General features: G+C 61.2%; 13 protein-coding genes. 9 read left to right on the plus strand and 4 right to left on the minus strand.

Features of this window, described 5'->3' with window-relative positions:
• Nucleotides 1-20 precede the first annotated feature (20 nt).
• Genes PQQ96_RS27715 through PQQ96_RS27725 form a run of 3 tightly spaced genes read left to right on the plus strand, consistent with a single transcriptional unit; the run spans nucleotide 21 to nucleotide 5,746 of the window.
• On the plus strand, nucleotides 21-3,776 hold the full coding sequence (locus tag PQQ96_RS27715; protein ID WP_408298571.1) for a tubulin-like doman-containing protein: 3,756 nt from the start codon (nucleotides 21-23) through the stop codon (nucleotides 3,774-3,776).
• Nucleotides 3,777-3,785: 9 nt separating this feature from the next.
• Nucleotides 3,786-5,024, plus strand: a complete 1,239-nt coding sequence (locus tag PQQ96_RS27720; protein WP_408298572.1) for a hypothetical protein — start codon at nucleotides 3,786-3,788, stop codon at nucleotides 5,022-5,024.
• A gap of 11 nt (nucleotides 5,025-5,035) precedes the next feature.
• On the plus strand, nucleotides 5,036-5,746 hold the full coding sequence (locus PQQ96_RS27725) for a YMGG-like glycine zipper-containing protein (RefSeq protein ID WP_408298574.1): 711 nt from the start codon (nucleotides 5,036-5,038) through the stop codon (nucleotides 5,744-5,746).
• A gap of 476 nt (nucleotides 5,747-6,222) precedes the next feature.
• Here the strand turns inward: PQQ96_RS27725 and PQQ96_RS27730 are convergent, their stop codons facing one another.
• The 3 genes from PQQ96_RS27730 to PQQ96_RS27740 form a co-directional block, all read right to left on the minus strand.
• Nucleotides 6,223-7,074, minus strand: coding sequence for a carbohydrate ABC transporter permease (locus tag PQQ96_RS27730; protein WP_074286267.1), 852 nt, complete (start codon nucleotides 7,072-7,074; stop codon nucleotides 6,223-6,225).
• Nucleotides 7,071-7,961: a carbohydrate ABC transporter permease gene (locus PQQ96_RS27735; protein WP_408298576.1), complete on the minus strand. Its 891-nt coding sequence runs from the start codon at nucleotides 7,959-7,961 to the stop codon at nucleotides 7,071-7,073. Before PQQ96_RS27735 ends, PQQ96_RS27730 begins: the two co-directional genes overlap by 4 nt.
• Before the next feature lie 163 nt (nucleotides 7,962-8,124).
• The gene (locus tag PQQ96_RS27740; protein ID WP_408298578.1) at nucleotides 8,125-9,357 is read right to left on the minus strand and encodes an ABC transporter substrate-binding protein; all 1,233 of its coding nucleotides are present in this window, start codon (nucleotides 9,355-9,357) and stop codon (nucleotides 8,125-8,127) included.
• A 335-nt stretch (nucleotides 9,358-9,692) separates the two neighbouring features.
• Between PQQ96_RS27740 and PQQ96_RS27745 the strand changes: the two genes are divergently transcribed.
• From PQQ96_RS27745 to PQQ96_RS27755, 3 genes are all read left to right on the plus strand, one after another.
• Nucleotides 9,693-10,466 carry an SDR family oxidoreductase gene (locus PQQ96_RS27745; protein ID WP_120306909.1) on the plus strand — a complete coding sequence of 258 codons (774 nt, stop codon included), beginning with the start codon at nucleotides 9,693-9,695 and terminating at the stop codon, nucleotides 10,464-10,466.
• Nucleotides 10,467-10,582: 116 nt separating this feature from the next.
• Nucleotides 10,583-11,665: an ABC transporter ATP-binding protein gene (locus PQQ96_RS27750; RefSeq protein WP_408298580.1), complete on the plus strand. Its 1,083-nt coding sequence runs from the start codon at nucleotides 10,583-10,585 to the stop codon at nucleotides 11,663-11,665.
• Nucleotides 11,666-11,748: 83 nt separating this feature from the next.
• The gene (locus PQQ96_RS27755) at nucleotides 11,749-12,612 is read left to right on the plus strand and encodes a MurR/RpiR family transcriptional regulator (protein ID WP_408298582.1); all 864 of its coding nucleotides are present in this window, start codon (nucleotides 11,749-11,751) and stop codon (nucleotides 12,610-12,612) included.
• A gap of 45 nt (nucleotides 12,613-12,657) precedes the next feature.
• Here the strand turns inward: PQQ96_RS27755 and PQQ96_RS27760 are convergent, their stop codons facing one another.
• Entirely contained in the window at nucleotides 12,658-13,689 is a 1,032-nt protein-coding gene (locus tag PQQ96_RS27760) for a MerR family transcriptional regulator (RefSeq protein WP_408298584.1), read from the minus strand.
• A gap of 190 nt (nucleotides 13,690-13,879) precedes the next feature.
• Between PQQ96_RS27760 and PQQ96_RS27765 the strand changes: the two genes are divergently transcribed.
• Genes PQQ96_RS27765 through PQQ96_RS27775 form a run of 3 tightly spaced genes read left to right on the plus strand, consistent with a single transcriptional unit; the run spans nucleotide 13,880 to nucleotide 18,597 of the window.
• A complete protein-coding gene (locus PQQ96_RS27765; RefSeq protein WP_408298586.1) occupies nucleotides 13,880-14,632 on the plus strand; it encodes a PA3715 family protein in 753 nt (250 codons plus the stop codon).
• Nucleotides 14,625-15,890: a DUF3142 domain-containing protein gene (locus PQQ96_RS27770; protein ID WP_408298587.1), complete on the plus strand. Its 1,266-nt coding sequence runs from the start codon at nucleotides 14,625-14,627 to the stop codon at nucleotides 15,888-15,890. The genes PQQ96_RS27765 and PQQ96_RS27770 overlap by 8 nt, the downstream gene beginning before the upstream one ends.
• Nucleotides 15,877-18,597 (plus strand): hypothetical protein, encoded by a 2,721-nt coding sequence (locus PQQ96_RS27775; RefSeq protein ID WP_408298588.1) that lies wholly within the window; start codon nucleotides 15,877-15,879, stop codon nucleotides 18,595-18,597. Before PQQ96_RS27770 ends, PQQ96_RS27775 begins: the two co-directional genes overlap by 14 nt.
• Nucleotides 18,598-18,613: the final 16 nt, after the last annotated feature.

Below are 18,613 nucleotides of genomic sequence, written 5' to 3' on the forward strand. Positions count from 1 at the left end.
CATCCGGAATTCGCGACACCATGGCAGATAACATCAATCAAACGATCGGCGCCGACGCGGGCAAGAAGCAGGAACAGACAATCGAACTGCGCCCGACTTTGTTCATCGGTGTCGGCGGCACCGGCATGGAAGTACTGATGCGGGTGCGTCGTCAGATTCTCAATACGCTTTGGGGTGGACCGAACAACGACCGCAAGCGGGTCGAGAGTCTCACGGATTTCCCGATTGCGCAGTTCATTCAGTTCGACCTCGACACGGGCGCGATTGTCGAACTGAACCGCGCTCAGGCGGACGATTTGCAGTTCCCACTCGTCAAGTTCACAGACGACGAAAAAATCGTCGAGTCGTTTGACATGGACAAGTACAGCCGCGACGACGATGCGCTCGAAAAGTATCCGCACGTCAAGGAATGGCTGTCGCTCACGCCGAAAAAGATTCGCGAACTGGGTATCGATCCCGCCAAGGGCGCGGGTCAGATCCGGGCGGTGTCGCGTTTGTATCTGTTCGACAAGTACACAAAGATGCGAGACAAAATCCGCCTCAAGCTTCGCACGCTGAAGGCGGGTCTCTCGCACGAACGCCAGCTTGCCGAACTCGGTTTGCGGATGGAAACGAGTAAGTTCCGTGTGGTGGTGGTTGCTTCGGTGGCGGGCGGCACGGGCTCCGGCGCGTTTCTCGACGTGGGCCTGATGGCGAGATGGCTTGCGAAAACCGAAGTTGGACACGCGGATGTCGAACTGATGCTGTTTCTGCCAACCGGCTACGCTGACAAGAACAAGGACCGCACCGCTGCCAACGGTTACGCAGCGCTAATGGAACTCGAGTCGGCAATGATGGGCAACAAGGGATACGTGGGCCGCTGGGACGCGTACGATCAGCCTGAGTTGCCGCGTGAGCCGTATCAGGAGGTCTATCTGATCGACTCGGGCAACCTGGCGCAACAGAATACGAAAGACATCAACGATGTCTATCACATGGTTGCCGACGCATTGTTCGAAGATTTTGCCTCTGGCGATTTCGCGCGCCGCAAGCGTTCTGTGGCGGTGAACCAGGCGCAGCACAAGAACTTCCTGCACGACGCTCTCGTGCCACGCAATCGTTTCGCCGACATGCGGCTGTCGTATTCCAAACGATTCTCTTCATTTGGGCATGCCGTGCTCGACACCCGCCAGGAGGCCCGGCGCGATGAACTCGCCCATCGTTGGGCGGGTGCGATGCTCCAGGCATTCTTCGGCGTGGGCAGCGGCGATTTCGGTGCGAATCGTGCGACCGACAAACAGCGCGACGATTTCATGGCGTCGCATGTGTCGCTTCGCCCGATGCCGTTCAGTGAATTTCCCGATTTTTCCGATAAGAACATCGAGCTTCAACGATCAAGCGGGGAGTTCACCGATTACGCGATCACAACGGAACTGCTGCAGGATAAGCAAGGGTTGTTGCTCGCAGGCGTCGAACAACGTGTGAACACGCAGATCGACGCTATCCGGACGGGCTTTCAACGCCAGGAATGGCCTACGCATATTCGCGAGGCGATGAAGCAACTCGAGCGGGACGCGGTCCGAGACCAGGATTCGACCGCCGATACGACCGAGGATCGCGTGACCAAGCGTCGTCGCGAGGTATTCGAGCGCGTCAAGAAAACCGTGCGCGACCAACTCTATTCATATCTCGACAACAAAGACTTTGGTGGACTCGAATACGTGCTATCGCTGGTCGAGCAAATCAAGGACCGTCTCGAGGCGCCGGGCACGGGTCTGATCGCAGCACTCGAAACCAATGCGGAACGTTATCGGGAAATCAAGGAGGCAGTGCGCAGTCGCGAATTCGAGCGTCTGCTGGACAACCTCTCGCAAACCAGGTCCCGCCTGTTGGGCGGCGGCGACAAGCAGGCCAGCGCGGTGCTCGATCATTTGCGTACTGAAATGGCCAACGCGCTTAAGTTTCATCTCCGCGCGAAAGCCGCAACCGAAGCAGCTTTGCTGATGACCGACGTGTCGGCGTGGCTCGGTCGAAAGACGGGTATCGACGCACAAGGGCGCGTGGTCTGGAGTGGCCTTGTTGGCGAACTACAGGCAGGACGCGACCATGTGCTCGGCATGCTGGCGGATCTCCAGAATGCCAACACGATTCTCCAGCAAGACCTGACCAAGCAGCACAGCACGCTGATTGTCGTGCCGGCTGCAATTCGCGAAGTGCCCATGCCCGCAGCGCCGCAATTGCGCGAATGGGCCGACGCCGCTTTCAAGGACCTCGGTGGTTCGAAGACGCTATTTCCGATGCTCGCAGAGCCGGAGCAGCGTGGCGAGATTCTCCTGAAGGTCAAACGAATGGCCGAACGGCAGTTGGCAATGCTGAGCGCAGATGATCAGGCAGTGGATGCCCCCGATCCGCTTCTCGACGCACTCGATCAGATGTCACCTGGGCAGCGCGCCGAATACTTCCGTAAGTTGCTCGCATGCGCGATGCCTTGGATCGACGCAAACCTTGGCGGTGATTTCGCGCTGAACGCGGACCAGTACAAATGTTTTATCGGCGTGAACGGCGCGGATGAGTTTCGGCGTAAGTTTGGCGCGGAGTTCGACGCCAGCGTACCGACGCATGCGGGTATTACGCCGGCTCAGATGTCGATCGTCGAGACCGGTATTCCCGGCCGCGCCGTGTGTTACTGCGAGCTCTCCGGTGTACCGATGACGGTACTGCGCGGACTCGAAGGCTGGCGCACCAGTTACCGGAAAGAGTCGGAGAAGAGCCCAACGCACGCGCATATCGATTCGACGCAATTTTCCCACCCGATGGCGCCCAGCACCGACGAGATCAACAGGCTCGCAGAAGACTTCAAACAGTACATTCTTGCGATTATGCTCGGGATGCTAACGCGTGCGACGCAGCGCGTAATGCCGCCGGGCCAGTACCAGTTTGCGGTGGCGCGCGGTGATGTGCGTCGCATTGGCAATGAACGCGCGATCCGGCAAAACGGTCTGCCTGTGACGTACCGTGGCGCGATCGTCAGCCGGGTTCAGGAGATGCTTGCGGACCTCGACGCTCTGCAGACCAGCGCGCTCGGCGCGCTGTGTGCTTACTACGAGACGGCCGTCTACACGCCGAAGCTCGTCTCGGATTCGACCGGCGCAGAACAGGTACGCAAGGGCTTCGCGAGCGCGATTGCTGCGGAGGCAAAGCGTGATCTGCGCGACAGTGCACGACGCAAGGGCTTGAGCGAAAGCGAGCTTGACCGCCATGAGCGCCGCTTGCTCGAGGATCTGCCCTCGTGGGCAGTCGTAATTGCGGATTCGGACGCAGACGCGTACGAGTGGGAAGTGCGGGAGCCGAACGAAGACCAGTTGCCCCGCCTGAAGTTCGCCATCCGCCCGGAGAGGCTCAATGCCGGATGCTTCGACGATCTGCTGCGCGTGCAAGCGGCCACGGCTGGCGCGATGTCCGCCGCGCCGTCTGCGCCGTTTGCAGCCGCCGTTCCGGGAGTGCCCGGGATGCCGCCGTCACTGGCGTCCGCACCTGGCATGCCGCCGCCGCTTGGACTGGCTCCGCCGGTGCTTCACCAATACTTCTTGGGTGTGAACGGCCAGCAGTTCGGCCCGTATACCGCACAGCAGATCAGTCAATTTGTGCAGGCCGGGCAGGTCGCGGTTGCGACAACAAAAGTTTGGCGTCAGGGCCTTTCCGAGTGGATGGATCTGGGCAACTTTGCTGAACTGACGGGCACTTTGCAGGTGGCTCCGCCTCCGCTGGTGCCATCAGCGCCGCCGCTTTCAATGTAGGAACATGTTGTGGAAAACTGTACTTTCTGCAAGAAGCGCCATTTCGGGCCGGTGAAGTTCTGCCCGTTCTGCGGAATGGCGACCAGTGCTGCGCCGGCGCCTGAGTTGGCACGCGAACTGGCTTCGAGCGAGCCGGTTGCGTCGTACCCCGATGTGCCGGAAACGCAATCTGGGGCAACGCCGGCATCGGCGGTGGCCGTCCCCGTAGCGTCGGCAGATGCCAAAGAGCAACCAGCGCCTACTGCCCCGCGGGCGGCCGCAGACTTGCGCAAGGATGCGGGTGTAGCAACGCCCGTCAAGGCGGCAAGGAAAGCGCGGGTGACAACCACCGAACCGGGCGTTGAACAGCCGACACCGCCTTCGAAGCCGCGAAAGCCTCGCAAGATCTTGCGCAATTTGGCGCTCGGTGCGATCGCGATCGTTGCACTGCTCGCGTTTTTAGGGCGCGGACCTAACAAGCAGGACATTTTGTGCACCCAGCAGGTTGAGGAAGGGACGCGGCTCGTGCAAAAGGGTGACTTGGCCGGCGCGACAGCGCAGAGCGATCTCGCCGCTACGTCGTGTACGGGCGATCAGTCTGCGAAGGCCACTCAGTTGCAGACGCTTGTTGCTACGGCGAAGGCGACGCGCAGTGAGTGCATGCGGGCATACGAAACGGTCACTGCCCGTCTGAACGATGGGGGTCTTAGCGCTGCGGTTAACGGATTGAACCAACTCTCGCTGACGTGCGCCGACTCGGACGATGCCGCCCGCCTCAAGACGCAGGTGGAGCAAGCGAGCGCGGCTGCCGATGCTGCGGAACAGCAGGTGCGTACAGCGATCACCGGCGGCGACAGTGTCTCCGCTGCAGCTGCCGTCGCGGATCTGGCCCGTATCGATCGATTCCGCCCGACGCTGGCATCGCTGCGTGCTCAGATTGCGGACATACCGGCGGCGAAACCTGTTGAACCGACGCCGGCGCCACCTGCTCCCGTACCTGTCGTGGCCGGTCAACCTGCGAACGCCCAGTCGACGATGCCGCCCGTCGTTCAACAGAGTGCTCCCGCCTTTAATGGCCAGGCCGCTGCGGCCCAGCAATTCCTAAACGACGCACAAGCCGCTCTCGCGCAAAACCACTTCGACGCGGCCATGACCTATATCGACAGCGCACGACGCATGGATCCCACCAACGCGCGAATCAATGCCTTGGCACGCGTTGTTCAGGATCGCGAGCGCCAGGTTCTGCAAGACGATACAACCATCAAATAACGAGTTAGCGAATGATCAGGACCACAAATAACAGGCTGTTAGTTTCCGTCGTCGTCACGTGCCTGCTGGCAGGCTGCGCCGTACCGCCGCAGAACGGCGCTACGCCGGGCAGTACGAGCGCATCCACCAGCGATCCATGTTCTATCGGCACGACGGCCGTAGCGGGAGCCGCAGTCGGTGCATTGATTGGGGCGCTGGCAGGCGGCTCCAAAGGCGCATTGATCGGCGCGGCAGCGGGAGGCGTACTGGGCGGTGCTGGCTGTTACGCAGTAAACGTCCATTCGCGCCAGGTGAAGACCGCGGCACAGGCTGACAGCGACTATGTCGCAAAACGCGGTGCCTTGCCGCCACAACCCCAACTCGTCGCGTATAACGTACAAGTCAATAACCAGGCCGTTCGGGGTAAGCCTTTCACTGTTAAAACAGAAGTCGAGTTGGTGAACGGTCGTTATCAACAGATCCACGACGTCGACGAGCAGATTGTTTTGCTCGACCCGAAAGGCCAACCGTTCAAAAACGGAACCAAGCCGCTCGAGTCCAAGAATGCATCCGGTGGCCGCTTCGAAAACTCGTTTGAATTGACGTTGCCCGAGGGCGTCTCGCAGGGGACGTATGCGATGAAGACGAACCTGTACGTGAACGGCACTCTCGTTGCGACACGCGACTTGCGCACACAGCTCGTTTTCGACCACGGACAAGCGACCGTAGTCGCAGGTCTGTGACGTCGGTCAACCTGTCGGTAGTCAATTGAGCCTGAGGCGATCGTACTGTCCAGCGCGGTTGCCGGGAATTCGCTTTTGACCTGCGGAGATTCTCTGTTTGACAATCGGGTGTGGTGGGGGACGCCCTTTGCAATGCACGAATCTGTGTCAGTCAACGGTCGGTTTCTGGTTGATGCCGCTGATGGCTGGAGCCCCGCTGTTTCCGTAGGACGGGGCCCGTTCAGTCATTCGCGCGGCCGTGTCGGATGGCAAGTATTCTTGAGGTTTATTCAACGCCTGCCCGCACGCATCGTCGCGCGCCCACGAGCCCGCGGACATGGGCAGGCGTCGAACAAACCTCAAGAAGACCGGCCCGTCGCAGAACCGCAAATGGGACTATGATGCAAGTCGCACGAGGGATAAGGTCTCACGGTGGATATTGGGCGCTGAAAAGTGTCAGCGATGACCGGCCCCTACCTGCCGCGCCTCCCCAAACCCTACTTCACCGCCCCCAACGCCAACCCCTTCACCAAGAACCTCTGCAACCACGCAAACACAATCGAAACCGGCAACGTCGCACAGAGAGTAGCAGCCATCACCAGATGCCACTCAACGACATACTTCCCTGCGACCATATCCGTAACCTGCACGGTAAGAGTCTTATTCTCCGGCGACCGAATCAACGTATAGACCACTGCAAACTCGTTCCAAGCATTAATAAAAGTAAAGATCGCCGTCACAACAATGGCAGGCACAGCCAACGGCAAGAACACCTTAAAAACAGCCCTAGTCCTCCCACACCCCTCCAACCAAGCCGCCTCTTCCAGATCCCTCGGCACCGTCTGAAAATAAGAAGACAACATCCAAACCGCAAACGCGATATTGAATGCCGCATAAGAAACGATGACCCCGATCTTGGAGTCAACCAGATTCCCATCCCCGTAAGGAATCATCGCAGCCAGCCGGAACAAGCCAACAACCAGCAAAATCGGCGACAACATCTGCGTCACCAGCAAAAACTGCGAATACAACCCTTTCCCGCGAAACGGAAACCGCGCCAACGCATAAGCCGCCGGCAAGCTCACAGCCAACGCCAACGCAGTCGACAGAAAGCTGATCACACAACTATTCCTCAGCGCCACACCAAAGTTCGCCGCAACCCACATGTCCGAAAAATTGCTCCACTGCCAATGCACTGGCAACCACCTCGCCGGATAAACAAAGATCTCAGTAGCCGGCTTCAACGCAGTAAACAACATAACAGCAAACGGAAACAGCACCGCCACTATAAGAGGCGACAACGCCAACCAGCACCACAACGAGCGCTTCATCTTGACGCTAAGACTCATGACGCCTCTCCTTCTTTCGCAGGCTGCAGGCGCAGATAGATCATCGAGAAAACAAACAGCATAACGAGCATGATCAGCGACACTGCCGCGGCCTGCCCCGGACGTCCCAACCTGAACCCAAGCTCATACAGATACGTGACGAGAATATGCGTGCCGTTATCCGGCCCGCCTTGCGTCATCACCCAGATGATCGGGAAAGAATTGAACACATAGATCACGTTCAACAGAATCGTCATGTTGATGAACGGGCGCAAGAGCGGCATTGTCAGCTTGCGAAACTGCTGCCACGCACTGGCGCCATCCATCCGCGCCGCTTCATAAATGTCGCCCGGCACCGACGACAACCCACCCAACAGAATCGTCACCGTAAACGGAATCGACACCAGAATACCAACGGCAATTTCCACGGGAAACGCAAGCTCCGGCGTCGCAAGCCAATGTATCTGACCGTGGATCAACCCAAGCCGCTCCAACGTGACGTTGACCATGCCGTAGTCATCGTTGAAGGCCCAGCGCCACACCACGGCGGTCATCGTCAGCGAGACGGACCACGGCAGCATCACAATCGTGCGCGCCACGCCACGTCCGTAGAAATCCTGATTCAGAATCAACGCAACCGGCACGGAAATCAGCACCGTGCCGCCCACCACGCACACGGTCCAGATAACCGTTCGTCTGGCTGCCGAAATAAAGTTTGGGTCGGTGAAAACCGTAATGAAATTCTGCAGACCAGTGAAATCGCGGATCGCGCCGAAGCGCGAGACCTCGTGCAGCGATTGCCACACGATGTTGAAAATCGGATAGCTGATGATAAAAAGCGCCAACACCAGACTCGGCGCAATCAGCAACCAGGGCGCCTGGAGGCGCGAAGAAGCGGAACGGCTCATGCGTGCTCGATCGTAAGACGCGTCCACATTAAAAGAAAGCGGGCGCGACGGGATGGGCCGGATACTGCATTACGTGCATCAGTGCACTACAACCGAAACGCGCACCGCCTTCGCAACGGCGGCGCGCGTTTCGTGTTCAGCAAATCACTACGAGACTACGCGATCACTTACCGAGCGACTTGTTCGCCTGATCCGCAGCGGCATTCAACGCATCAGCCGGCTTCGCCTTGCCCAGGTAGATCGATTGCATTGCATCGGTCACGGCCTTCGCGGTGTCTTCCCAACCGGTCACGGTCGGCGCAAAGTGGGCCGTCGGCAGCAGCGCGACGAACGCTTTGGTGTCCGGATCGTTGAACGCCGGATCGGTCGCCTCAGCCTTGGTGGTCGGCAGGAAGCCTTCGGTCGTCGTGAACTCGACACGCGGTCCCTTCGTGAACAGATAGTCGAGGAACTTCCAGGCCGACTGCTTCACCTTCGAGTTCTTGAACATCACGATCGAGTCGGTCACGGCATAGGTGGCGTGCGTCGTGCCCATCGGGATCGGATCGATGCCGTACTTCAGATTCGGCGCTTCCTTCTTGATCTGCTTGGACAGGAACGGCGCCGAAATCACCATCGCAACGCGGCCTTGCTTGAAGAGGTTCTGCACGTCTTCACGGCTATAGCCGGTCACGCCAGGTTGCGTCAGACCCTGGTCGATCATCGTCTTGTACAGCGTGGCCGCCTTGATGCCGGCCGGCGAATTGAACGCGGCCTTGCCGTCCTTGCCGACGACGTCGCCACCGTTGGTCCACAGCGCGTAGTAATAGTAGACGTCCGTTTCGATTTCCTTGCCTTGCAGGCCGAAGCCGGCAATGCCCTGCGCCTTCAGTTTCTTCGAGGCGTCGATCACGTCATTCCAGGTTTTCGGGCCGTCGGGATAGCCGACCTTCGCGAGCAGATCCTTGTTGTAGTAAAGCGCACGTGCCGAAGCGGCGATCGGCAGGCCATACACCTTGCCGTTGATTTCACCCGGGGCGAGGAACGGGCCGATGAAACGGCTCTTGAAGCTCGCGTCCATGTAGCCGTCGAGCGGCTCAGCCACGTCGTCCTTCACGAAGTCGAGCAGCCAGCGCGTGCCGACGATCGCGAGGTCGGCGTTGGCGTTACCCGTAATGTCCGTCTGCAGTTTCTGTTGCAGCGTGTCCCAGCTCACGTCTTCGATCTTGATCGTCGTGCCGGGATTGGCCTTCTCGAAGTTACGGGCCATCTTTTCGAAGTACGGCGCGGTCGCATCGCTGTAATGCGCGACCGTCACGCGGACCGTGTCGGCGTGAGCCGCGACGGCAATACCTGCAAACGCGAGCGCCACGGCAACTTTGCCGAGCGCGAGGGAAGCACGGGCATGCAACGACATTTCTCTCTCTCCTGTGTCGATCGGAGTTAGCGTTTTAGGGCTTGCTCCGGTCCCATCCAACGATGGTGGGGGTGGTTTGCTGCCGTCGCCGGCCGCTTTGGGTTAAATTGTTTGAAAAAATCCTACATGACGCAAAATAGCTTGTCACGTAGGGTCTGCCATATTTTTTCTTAGTCAGTTTTGTGCATAAGATGCTGTAAAGCAGGGGTATTCTGCATAACGCGAAGTCTCGGATACCCAATCTTCGGGATGACTAGACAACTGAGCGGCGTCAGCTCTGTAGGAAATTTACACGCTAAACGGGCGCTGCAACGCGGTTGAAGACGAGGGCAGACATGAATCGTGTGGTGTTGGTGACGGGCGCTTGCGGCGGTATCGGCAGCGTGTTGTGCAAGCGCTTTGTGGAGCAGGGCGATACCGTGCTGGCGCTCGATATCGACGCGGTCGCGCTTCACGGATTGGTGACGCAACTCGGCGCGACGCATGTCACGCCGATCGCGGTCGACCTCGGTGACGCTGCCGCAGTGCAGCAAGCCGTGGCCGAAGCGGTCAAGACGCGCGGTCCGGTGGACGTGCTGGTCGCCAATGCGGGCGCAGCGAAAGGTCTGACGCTTGCCACGACCGACGCCGCCAGTTGGCAACGCGACATCCATCTGAATCTGAACGGCACGTATCACACGGTGGAAGCGGTGCGCGCGTCGATGATCGAACGGCAGAAGGGCGCGCTGGTGCTGATCGGGTCGGTGAACGGCATGGCCGCGCTCGGGCATCCGGCGTACAGCGCGGCGAAGGCCGGGCTCATCAGCTACACGAAAGCGCTGGCGATCGAACTTGGCCGCTATGGGATTCGCGCGAACATCGTGTGTCCGGGCACGGTGAAGACGCAGGCATGGCAGGCGCGCGTCGACAAGAATCCGCAGGTGTTCGAGGATCTGAAGAAGTGGTACCCGTTGCGCGACTTCGCGACGCCCGACGACATCGCCGATGCGGTGCTGTTCCTCGCCTCGCCGATGGCGCGCGTGATTACCGGCGTCGCCTTGCCGGTCGACGGGGGGCTGATGGCCGGCAACCGGCTGATGGCGGAAGAACTGACGCTTGAAACACTTTGATTCGCTTTGATTCACCGTGATTCGCTTTGAACTGCTTTGACCCGATAGCGCGGCGTGTTGTTTGCTCGATGAAGCAAGGCAGCACGTCCGCATGACAGCACGACGATGAGGACAGCATGGCAGCAGTGCAACTGAGCGGCATCTTCAAACGCTATGGCGACACGCAAGTGGTGCACGGCATCGATCTCCACATCGACGACGGCGAGTTCGTCGTGCTGGTCGGCCCGTCGGGTTGCGGCAAGAGCACGCTGATGCGCATGGTGGCGGGGCTTGAAGAAATCAGCGGCGGCGATCTGATGATCGGCGGCACGCGCGCGAATACGCTTGCGCCGCAGCAGCGCAATATCTCGATGGTGTTCCAGAGCTACGCGCTCTATCCGCATCTGTCGGTCTACGAAAACATCGCGTTCGGGCCGCGGATTCGCAAGGAATCGTCGGAGAGTTTCAAGCCGCGGATCGAAGCCGCCGCGAAAATGCTGAACCTCAGCGGCTATCTGGATCGCTTGCCGCGCGCGCTGTCGGGTGGTCAACGTCAGCGGGTGGCGATGGGCCGCGCCGTGGTGCGCGAACCGTCGCTGTTCCTGTTTGACGAACCGCTGTCCAATCTCGACGCCAAACTGCGCGTGCAGATGCGCACTGAAATCAAGGCACTGCATCAGCGTCTGAAGAATACGGTGATCTACGTCACGCACGATCAGATCGAAGCGATGACGATGGCTGACCGCATCGTCGTGATGAACGCGGGGCGGATCGAGCAGGTCGGCCGTCCGCTGGACCTGTACGACCGTCCGGCCAATCTGTTCGTCGCCAGCTTCCTGGGTTCGCCGTCGATGAATTTTGCGGCAGGCGTGTTGGTCAATCGGGCGCAAGGGCAGGGCCTCGCGTTGAAACTCGATGACGGTAGCGAGATCGTGCTGGAAGGCACGCCGGCGTCTGCGGTGGTCGGCGCAAAGGTCACGCTTGGGGTGCGCCCGGAGCACATCGAGACTATGGCGCCCGCGCCGGACGCCACCATGGAAGTCGAAGTGGTCGAGCCGACTGGCGCCGAGACCCATTTGTACGGGAAAATAGGCGGCAGCACGTGGTGCGTGACGACTCGCCAGCGCTCGAAGATCGAGCCCGGTCAGCGCGTCACGCTGCGCCTGCCGGCCGAGCATATTCATCTGTTCGATACGGAGAGTGGACGCAGGCTCGTCTGAACCGCGTGTTGCCGCCTGATCCTGCTCGCGCTGATTGAAGCGGCGACGCAACGCGGATTCATTTAACCCTTAAGGAACACCGGGTGTCCGCACCGAACTTGATTCCCCACATCCGCGGCGCGCTGGCCAGTCTGCGGCCCGCCGAGCGCAAAGTTGCCGAGATGGTGCTGAGCGACGTCGACTTTGCGATGCGCGCGAGCATCACCGAACTCGCGCAGCGCGCGGAGGTGTCCGAGCCTTCCGTCACGCGCTTTTGCCGCGCGATCGGTGCGCATGGTCTGCGCGACTTCAAGATGCAACTGGCGCAGAGCGTGGCGGGCGGGGTGCCGTATGCGTCGACGGCGGTTGCGCGTGATGATGACGTGCAGACGTTGATGGGCAAGGTGGGGGAGGCGGCTGTCGATGGGATCACGCATGCGTGTGCTGCGTTGGATCCGGCCGTGTTTGAGAGCGCGATTGCGGCCTTGTCGAGCGCCGGGCGGGTTTTCTTCTTTGGCGTGGGCTCGGGGTCGGGACTCGTTGCGCAAGATGCGGCTTTGAGGTTTTTGCGGCTGGATATCGCGGCTACGGCGTTTACCGATGGTCATTTGCAACGGCTTTACGCGGGTCTCATGGAGCCGGGTGATGTAGCGTTTGCGATTTCACATTCGGGGCGCAGCGTCGAAGTGAATGAAAGCATTCAGATCGCCAAGGAGCGCGGTGCGACTACGATTGCGCTGACTAATGTCGGTTCGCGGCTGGCGTGGCTGGTCGATATTCCGCTGTTGCTGCGCGTGCCGAGTCCGATCGATCCGAATACGCCAGGCGTGTCGCGGCTCGTGCATCTGTGCATCATGGATGCGCTGGCGATCGGCGTGGCGTTGAAGGCGGGTCCCAAGACGCTTGAAAAGATGCGGCACGCGAAAGCGCGGTTGTCGTCGCATGAGCCGGAGGCGGCGGGGGATTGACCCGGATGGTCCGCTTCAGGAACCCTGCGAAGAACGTGTGAACCGTTACGCTGCTTGGGGACGGTAAGCGATCATGCCTTCTGTCCGTGCTCGAACCTCCGGCGAGGCTAAGCAGGTCGCGACGGCCTCGTAGCCCGGTGTGCCTGGATAGGGGGCGACTAGCATAGGCGGGCTGTGATTGGCTGGGCACAGGATAATGGATTCATCGGGGCCGATTGCGGCCAGATCCAGGATCGCTGAAGAGCGCGTCATCAGAAACAGCGGGCGCGCGCCTACTTTGGCGCGTTGGCGCAGATTGATGATCAATGCTTCCTGCGTGGCCTGATCCAGCCCTTGCTCTACCAGGTCGACGACTAGCACGGCTGGCCCTTCAGCCTCCAAACCGACCAGCAGTGCGGTTAGTGCTTCCGATTCTGCTGCACCTTCGTCAATGAGCCAAGCCAGTGTCTGATCGACTCGCGATGTGAGAGCCGCGTCGGCTTCGAGGCGGGCTGCGGTATTTTCATCTTTTATCCGATCAAGACCCAGAAATGCGGCATTCGGTAGGTTCTCAGCCAGACATAGCGCCAGCCGTGTCTTGCCGCTTCCCAAAGGACCGATGATGTAGTTCAGCGGCCGGACTTCGCGAAGTTCGAACCGCTCGCCGCCCCACGGCCAAGGGAGGTCAAAGGCCGTGCTGAATTCGGCCGAAGGGTTCAGCAGGCGTACGAGTTCGCCGTCGGCAGGCGCCTGACCTCGGGCAAGATCAGCCCGGAGCGCTTTAACCTTGGTTATCGTATCCACGAGCTGGCGAATGCCAGCTTCGAGCGCTGCCTCATGCGCAGCCAAGGCGGGTTCGAGACTCTGAGGGTCGCCTTTCAGCACTTGTTCCACTTGCGGGAGGCTAAGGCCGAGTGCGCGCAGGGCCACAATTTCTGCCGCGCGGAGCATTTCGTCGGGACCATAGTTGCGATACCCGGCCGCCGTGCGTTCCGGCGTCACCAGGCCGCGCTGCTCGTAGAGCCGCAGGGCCTTGATCGAGACGCCGAGCTGCTTTGCCGCTTCGGACGCACTTAACAATGGAGTGGAACAACGCATGAGTCACCTCTTCGTTTGCTGACCACGCACATCATGCAGTTGGCCCTTGGGGACGAGTCAACAAGATATTTAAAGTGCGTCATTGCTTTCGCGTCATCGTTTTACAACGAACCGCGCGCACCATAAAATCCGCCGGATCAGTTGAACCCGCAAATGCACCGCGCATGGCCACAAAACCCGCAAAGGGAAAATGAAAAAACTACTCGCTTCCGCCGTGCTCTGTCTGCCTCTGTTCGCCCACGCCGGTACGGACGCCAACGCCGACTGCCAGTCCCACCTCGCCACGTGGATGAAAACCTTACACCCCGGCCGTCAACTCGACACCGAGCATGCAGCATGCAAGGTCTGGCCCGCCGACCCTTCACTGACGCTGGCCGTGCAGGCACTGCCGAAAGCCGGCAACACAGACGACGAAGGCGAATACGACGTCGAAGTGCTGGTCGCCGACAGCAAGTCTGGTGCAATCATCGCGCATGCATATGAACCGTCCGCTATCAGTTCAGACGCGATCCGGTTCAGTCAAATCGATCTGGATACGGCGCGCTATCAACTCACCCCGCAGTTGCGTGCATTCGGCGTTCGCGTGACCTACGAGGGCGCGTCGCGCGTCAATCCGTACGAAGGCCAGGCGCTGAGCCTGTATGTGCTGGATGGCCATACGCTGCGGCGCGTGGTCGACGATCTGGCCGTCGAGAACAATTCCGGCGAATGGGACGGCAATTGCGCCGGCACGTTCTCGGCCATCACGCGCACGCTCGCCATCGGTGCGGCCAGCAGCGCGGGCTACGCGACGCTGCGCGTCGGCGAAACGTCGAAGGACAGCGTCAGTAAGCAGACCAGCAGCGACTGCGTATCGACCGATCATCCGTTAAAGCGCACCACCACGACGCTCGAATACGACGGTACCGCTTACCGCGTGCCCAAAGCGTTGCACTATGAATGACGACGGTTCAGCACCGGCGCAGCGGCGAGTGCAGGGCGGGCTCGCTGCCTGGGCCGTGCCGCTGCTCGTGTTGTTGCTGACGCTTTTTAGCGCCTGCAGCAAGCCGCCAGCGCCGTTGTCGAACGACGCCTATATCTGGCAACGCAAATGGACACCTTCCGTCACATCCGCGATTGAATACAGCCGCGGCTTCGTTCAAACGTGGCATGTGCTCGCCGCAGAGAAGGACACCAAAGACGACTGGACCATCGTCTCGCCCGACTGGGCGACGCTTACCGCAGCGCACGCGCCTGTAACCGCCGTCATCCGGATCGATGGACAACTCGACGATCTGAACACGCTGCCGGTCGCGCGCATCGTCAAACTCGCCGCCGATTGGAAGCAACACGGCATCACACTCGAAGCTATCGAGATCGATCACGACTGCGCGACATCCAGGCTCGCCGCGTACACGCGCTTCCTCTCCGCGCTACGCACGCAACTCGATTCCACCGTCAAACTGACGATCACCGCTTTGCCCGTCTGGCTCGACAGCACGGCGCTCGACGCGCTGCTGGCCCAGGCCGATGAATCCATCCTCCAGGTGCACGCGGTCATGAACCTGGCGCAAGGGCTGTTCGACCCGACGCAAGCGCGCGCATGGCTGGGCGCATTCGCGCAACGAACAAAGCATCCGTGGCGCGTTGCCTTGCCGACCTACGGCTCGCGCGTGACATGGGGTGACGACGGACGCGTGGCCGGCATCGAAAGCGAGCGCCCGATGTTGCTCGCGAACGGCTTCACGCAAGGGGCATCGCATGAACTCGTCGCGCAACCTGAGCAGATCAGTGCTTTCGTCACGCGGATTGAACGCGATGCGTTACTGGGACTCAAGGGCATCGTCTGGTTCCGCCTGCCCACCGACGCCGACGAACGCGCATGGAGCCTCGCCACCTGGCGTGCCGTGCTCACGCGCGCGCCGCTGACCGCCGCCATTGCCGCCGAGTTGCGCCAAAGCGCTCAGCAACCGGGGCTTTACGACGTGTCGCTCGTCAGCGGCGGCAATACCGACGCGCCATTACCCGCTGTCGTGCGCACCGATTCCTCATGCGAAGCCGCCGACGGCATCAACGGTTACGCACTCGACTACGACGCGCATGGCATGCTGTTGCGGCGCGTTCAACCCGGCTTGCTGCGCGCAGGCATGCGCCGCGACATCGGTTGGCTTCGCTGCGGCGAAGTCGATAACAAAAAGGTCTCTGTTCATGTTGAACCGTAAAACTCTTGCGCTTGGCGGCGGGGTCGCGTTGTTGGCTGGCGCGGTGATCGTCCACGCGTGCGGACCGTTCTTCCCGCTGCAATTGCTCGACAATCGCGCGGGCACGCTGTCCGGTACGCCGAACAATTCGTTTGCGTACGAGGCGTCGCATCTCGTGACGCCGGGTGACCATCTGCAGGCTCCTGAAGCCGCGAGCGTTCCGGCGGGGCAACAGCCTGTCGATCCCGCCCAGGCGGTGTTGGCTGGTCTCTCGCCAGAACAGATCGCCACGCTGGCTGAAATGGCCAAGGCCGCCGACGGCGATGCGGCCTATGCAATGGGCGCGGGCGTGCCGGAAGCACAGCGGCTCTATGCAGCCGCTGACGTCGATTTCGGGCACGCGCTGGCGGCCTGCATAAGCATTGCAAGTGCCGCGTCGGATGCGGCTGCGCCCAGCGCAAATGCCGCCGCGTCCAGCTTGAACTCGTCCAATACTGCGGATTCAGGCGCAACGTCCGCCAGCCCCGCAGCTGCGTCCAGTGCTCCGTCAGCTACTAGCGTGCCGAACACCACGGCCTCGGCCACTGCCACTTCGCGATCCATCTGCGCCGCACACGAATCGCTACTCACCCGCGCGGCCACGCGACTCGACGCGATCCTTGCATTGCCCGCTTCAACCGGCGCTCCACGCGCGGTCGCCGCAGCAACCGAACTCGCGGCCATCGCCCAAGCCCGCGCGGATAGCTGCACAGGTGGCGACGCCTGCGCCGCCCTCACGGCAGCATTGCCGGCGGCCTATGCAAAACCGCGTACGCTCGCGGCGAACGGCGCCCCCGATCCCGAAGGCCTCGCGGTGGCCAGCTTCGGCGACGAAGCGCTGACCTATCTGCACAACAAGCAGAGCGGCAAACAATGCGATTACCGCAGCTTCCTGAATAACACGTCGTGCGCGGCGGCAATCGCGCCGGCGAATCTCAAACAGGCCATCAACCTTTACGCGCAGCAGGCGGCGCGCGGTGGCAATAGCGGCTTGCAATCCATGCGTTTCATCGCTGCGTGGACACTCGCCGACAAGGCGCGTGTCGCGTCACTGATCGACGATCCGGTCGCGCAACGCCTGCTGGTCGCGTATGCGCTCGCCATGGAAGGCGACATCGTCAGGGACCAACCGTCGAGCGCGTTCGAATACTACGGTGGCTACGACAACAGTTACGGCCCGACGGGCTATGCCGATGCCGCCCGCGGCGACAAGGGCATCAAATCCAACCCGGCGTTGGTGTCGCTGGTCGAGGCGATCCAGCAACGCGGCATCGATCATGTAGCGGGCGCCGATCGCCTCGCCGCGCTTGCCTATCGGGTCGGCCGCTACGATTTCGCCAGTACGCTGGTGGCGCGTGAACGCAGCGCACTCGCAAGCTGGGTGAGCGCAAAGCTAGCCTTGCGTCGTGGCGATACAGCGGCTGCCGTGCAGGCGTATGCGCAGGCATCCAAAGGTTTTCCGGTTACCGATTCGAGTGTCGAACCTGCCGGCGCGGAGTTGATCAAGGGCGAGCAGGCGGTGTTGACACTGTCACGTGGGCAGTATGTCGAGGCGCTCGGCTACCTGTTTGACGCGGCGACGCGACAGGACAAAGTCGGCGCGTACGATGACTCCGTCTCCGAAGTCGCGTACGGCAACGACATGGCTTACATCGCGGAACGCGTGCTCACCACCGACGAGCTCAAGCACTTCGTCGACTCGCGCGTACCCGCATCGGCGCCCCCGCCGACGCTCTCGCCCAGTGCGGGTGCTGACGCCTACTACGCCCTGCATCAGACCACCGCCGACACCTTGCGTTATCTGCTCGCGCGCCGCCTCGTGCGCGATGGCCGGATCGACGAAGCGCTGCCGTATTTCCCCGCCGACGACGATCCGCGCTACAGCTCTTTCAGTTGGGAAGGCGGCCAGACGACCCGTACCCAATTGCAGCTTCGCAAGCTCGCGAGCGACTATGCGGCAGCGTTGGATGAGGCGCAGCATGCGTGGACGCGCACAAACCGCGCGCGCGGCTGGTTCGATGCGGCGACGCTCGCGAAGCAGTCCGGCATGGAGTTGATGGGGTATGAGCAGGGACCGGATTTTCACGACGTCGACGGTGCATTCGCAGGCGGATCGGGGCGCTCAGGTGTCATCGGTGCGCGCGTGAATCGCGCTGCCGATGCTGGCGCGGCCAGTGCGGCGGCGGTACCGGACACGCCGGCGGCGCGCGCGGAGGCGGATCTGGCTGGACCGTTCGTCACTGCCGACGAGAAGCGCCGCTATGCGGCCAGCGAGAGTAAACCGCTGACGCGTTTTCACTACCGCGAAATTGCCGCCGACTACATCGTCAAAGCGGCGGATGGGCTGCCGCCGCGTTCGCAGGCATTCGCCGCCGTGCTGTGCCGTGGGACTGGCTGGATGCAGAACGATGATCCGGCGCGCGCCCGTGGTTTTTATCAGCGGTATGTCAAGGAGGGGGCTTACGTCGACTTCGGTGGCCGGTTTGGCACGCAGTGCCCTGAACCGGATTTCCCGGCCGCGGCGACGCTCACTTATACGCAGGCGTGGCACAACGTGAAGCGCGATGCGGGGCGCAGCAAGAAGCGCGTGGCGCTGATCGGGTTGCTACTTGCAGCGGGTGTGATCGGCGTGGGCGTGTGGCGCTATCGGAGGGGGAAAGCGCAGCGCACCGACGCCAATGGCAAGTGATCTTGCTTCGGCGGGG

This window comes from Paraburkholderia sediminicola, assembly GCF_046027825.1.
GTDB classification, from domain to species: Bacteria; Pseudomonadota; Gammaproteobacteria; order Burkholderiales; family Burkholderiaceae; genus Paraburkholderia; species Paraburkholderia sediminicola_D.

Coding starts and splice junctions, on each gene's coding strand:
- PQQ96_RS27760 (WP_408298584.1), bottom strand. CDS start 13,689: ATGCGTTGTTCCACTCCATTGTTAAGTGCGTCCGAAGCGGCAAAGCAG.
- PQQ96_RS27770 (WP_408298587.1), top strand. CDS start 14,625: ATGAATGACGACGGTTCAGCACCGGCGCAGCGGCGAGTGCAGGGCGGG.
- PQQ96_RS27730 (WP_074286267.1), bottom strand. CDS start 7,074: ATGAGTCTTAGCGTCAAGATGAAGCGCTCGTTGTGGTGCTGGTTGGCG.
- PQQ96_RS27775 (WP_408298588.1), top strand. CDS start 15,877: ATGTTGAACCGTAAAACTCTTGCGCTTGGCGGCGGGGTCGCGTTGTTG.
- PQQ96_RS27735 (WP_408298576.1), bottom strand. CDS start 7,961: ATGAGCCGTTCCGCTTCTTCGCGCCTCCAGGCGCCCTGGTTGCTGATT.
- PQQ96_RS27765 (WP_408298586.1), top strand. CDS start 13,880: ATGAAAAAACTACTCGCTTCCGCCGTGCTCTGTCTGCCTCTGTTCGCC.
- PQQ96_RS27715 (WP_408298571.1), top strand. CDS start 21: ATGGCAGATAACATCAATCAAACGATCGGCGCCGACGCGGGCAAGAAG.
- PQQ96_RS27745 (WP_120306909.1), top strand. CDS start 9,693: ATGAATCGTGTGGTGTTGGTGACGGGCGCTTGCGGCGGTATCGGCAGC.
- PQQ96_RS27750 (WP_408298580.1), top strand. CDS start 10,583: ATGGCAGCAGTGCAACTGAGCGGCATCTTCAAACGCTATGGCGACACG.
- PQQ96_RS27740 (WP_408298578.1), bottom strand. CDS start 9,357: ATGTCGTTGCATGCCCGTGCTTCCCTCGCGCTCGGCAAAGTTGCCGTG.
- PQQ96_RS27725 (WP_408298574.1), top strand. CDS start 5,036: ATGATCAGGACCACAAATAACAGGCTGTTAGTTTCCGTCGTCGTCACG.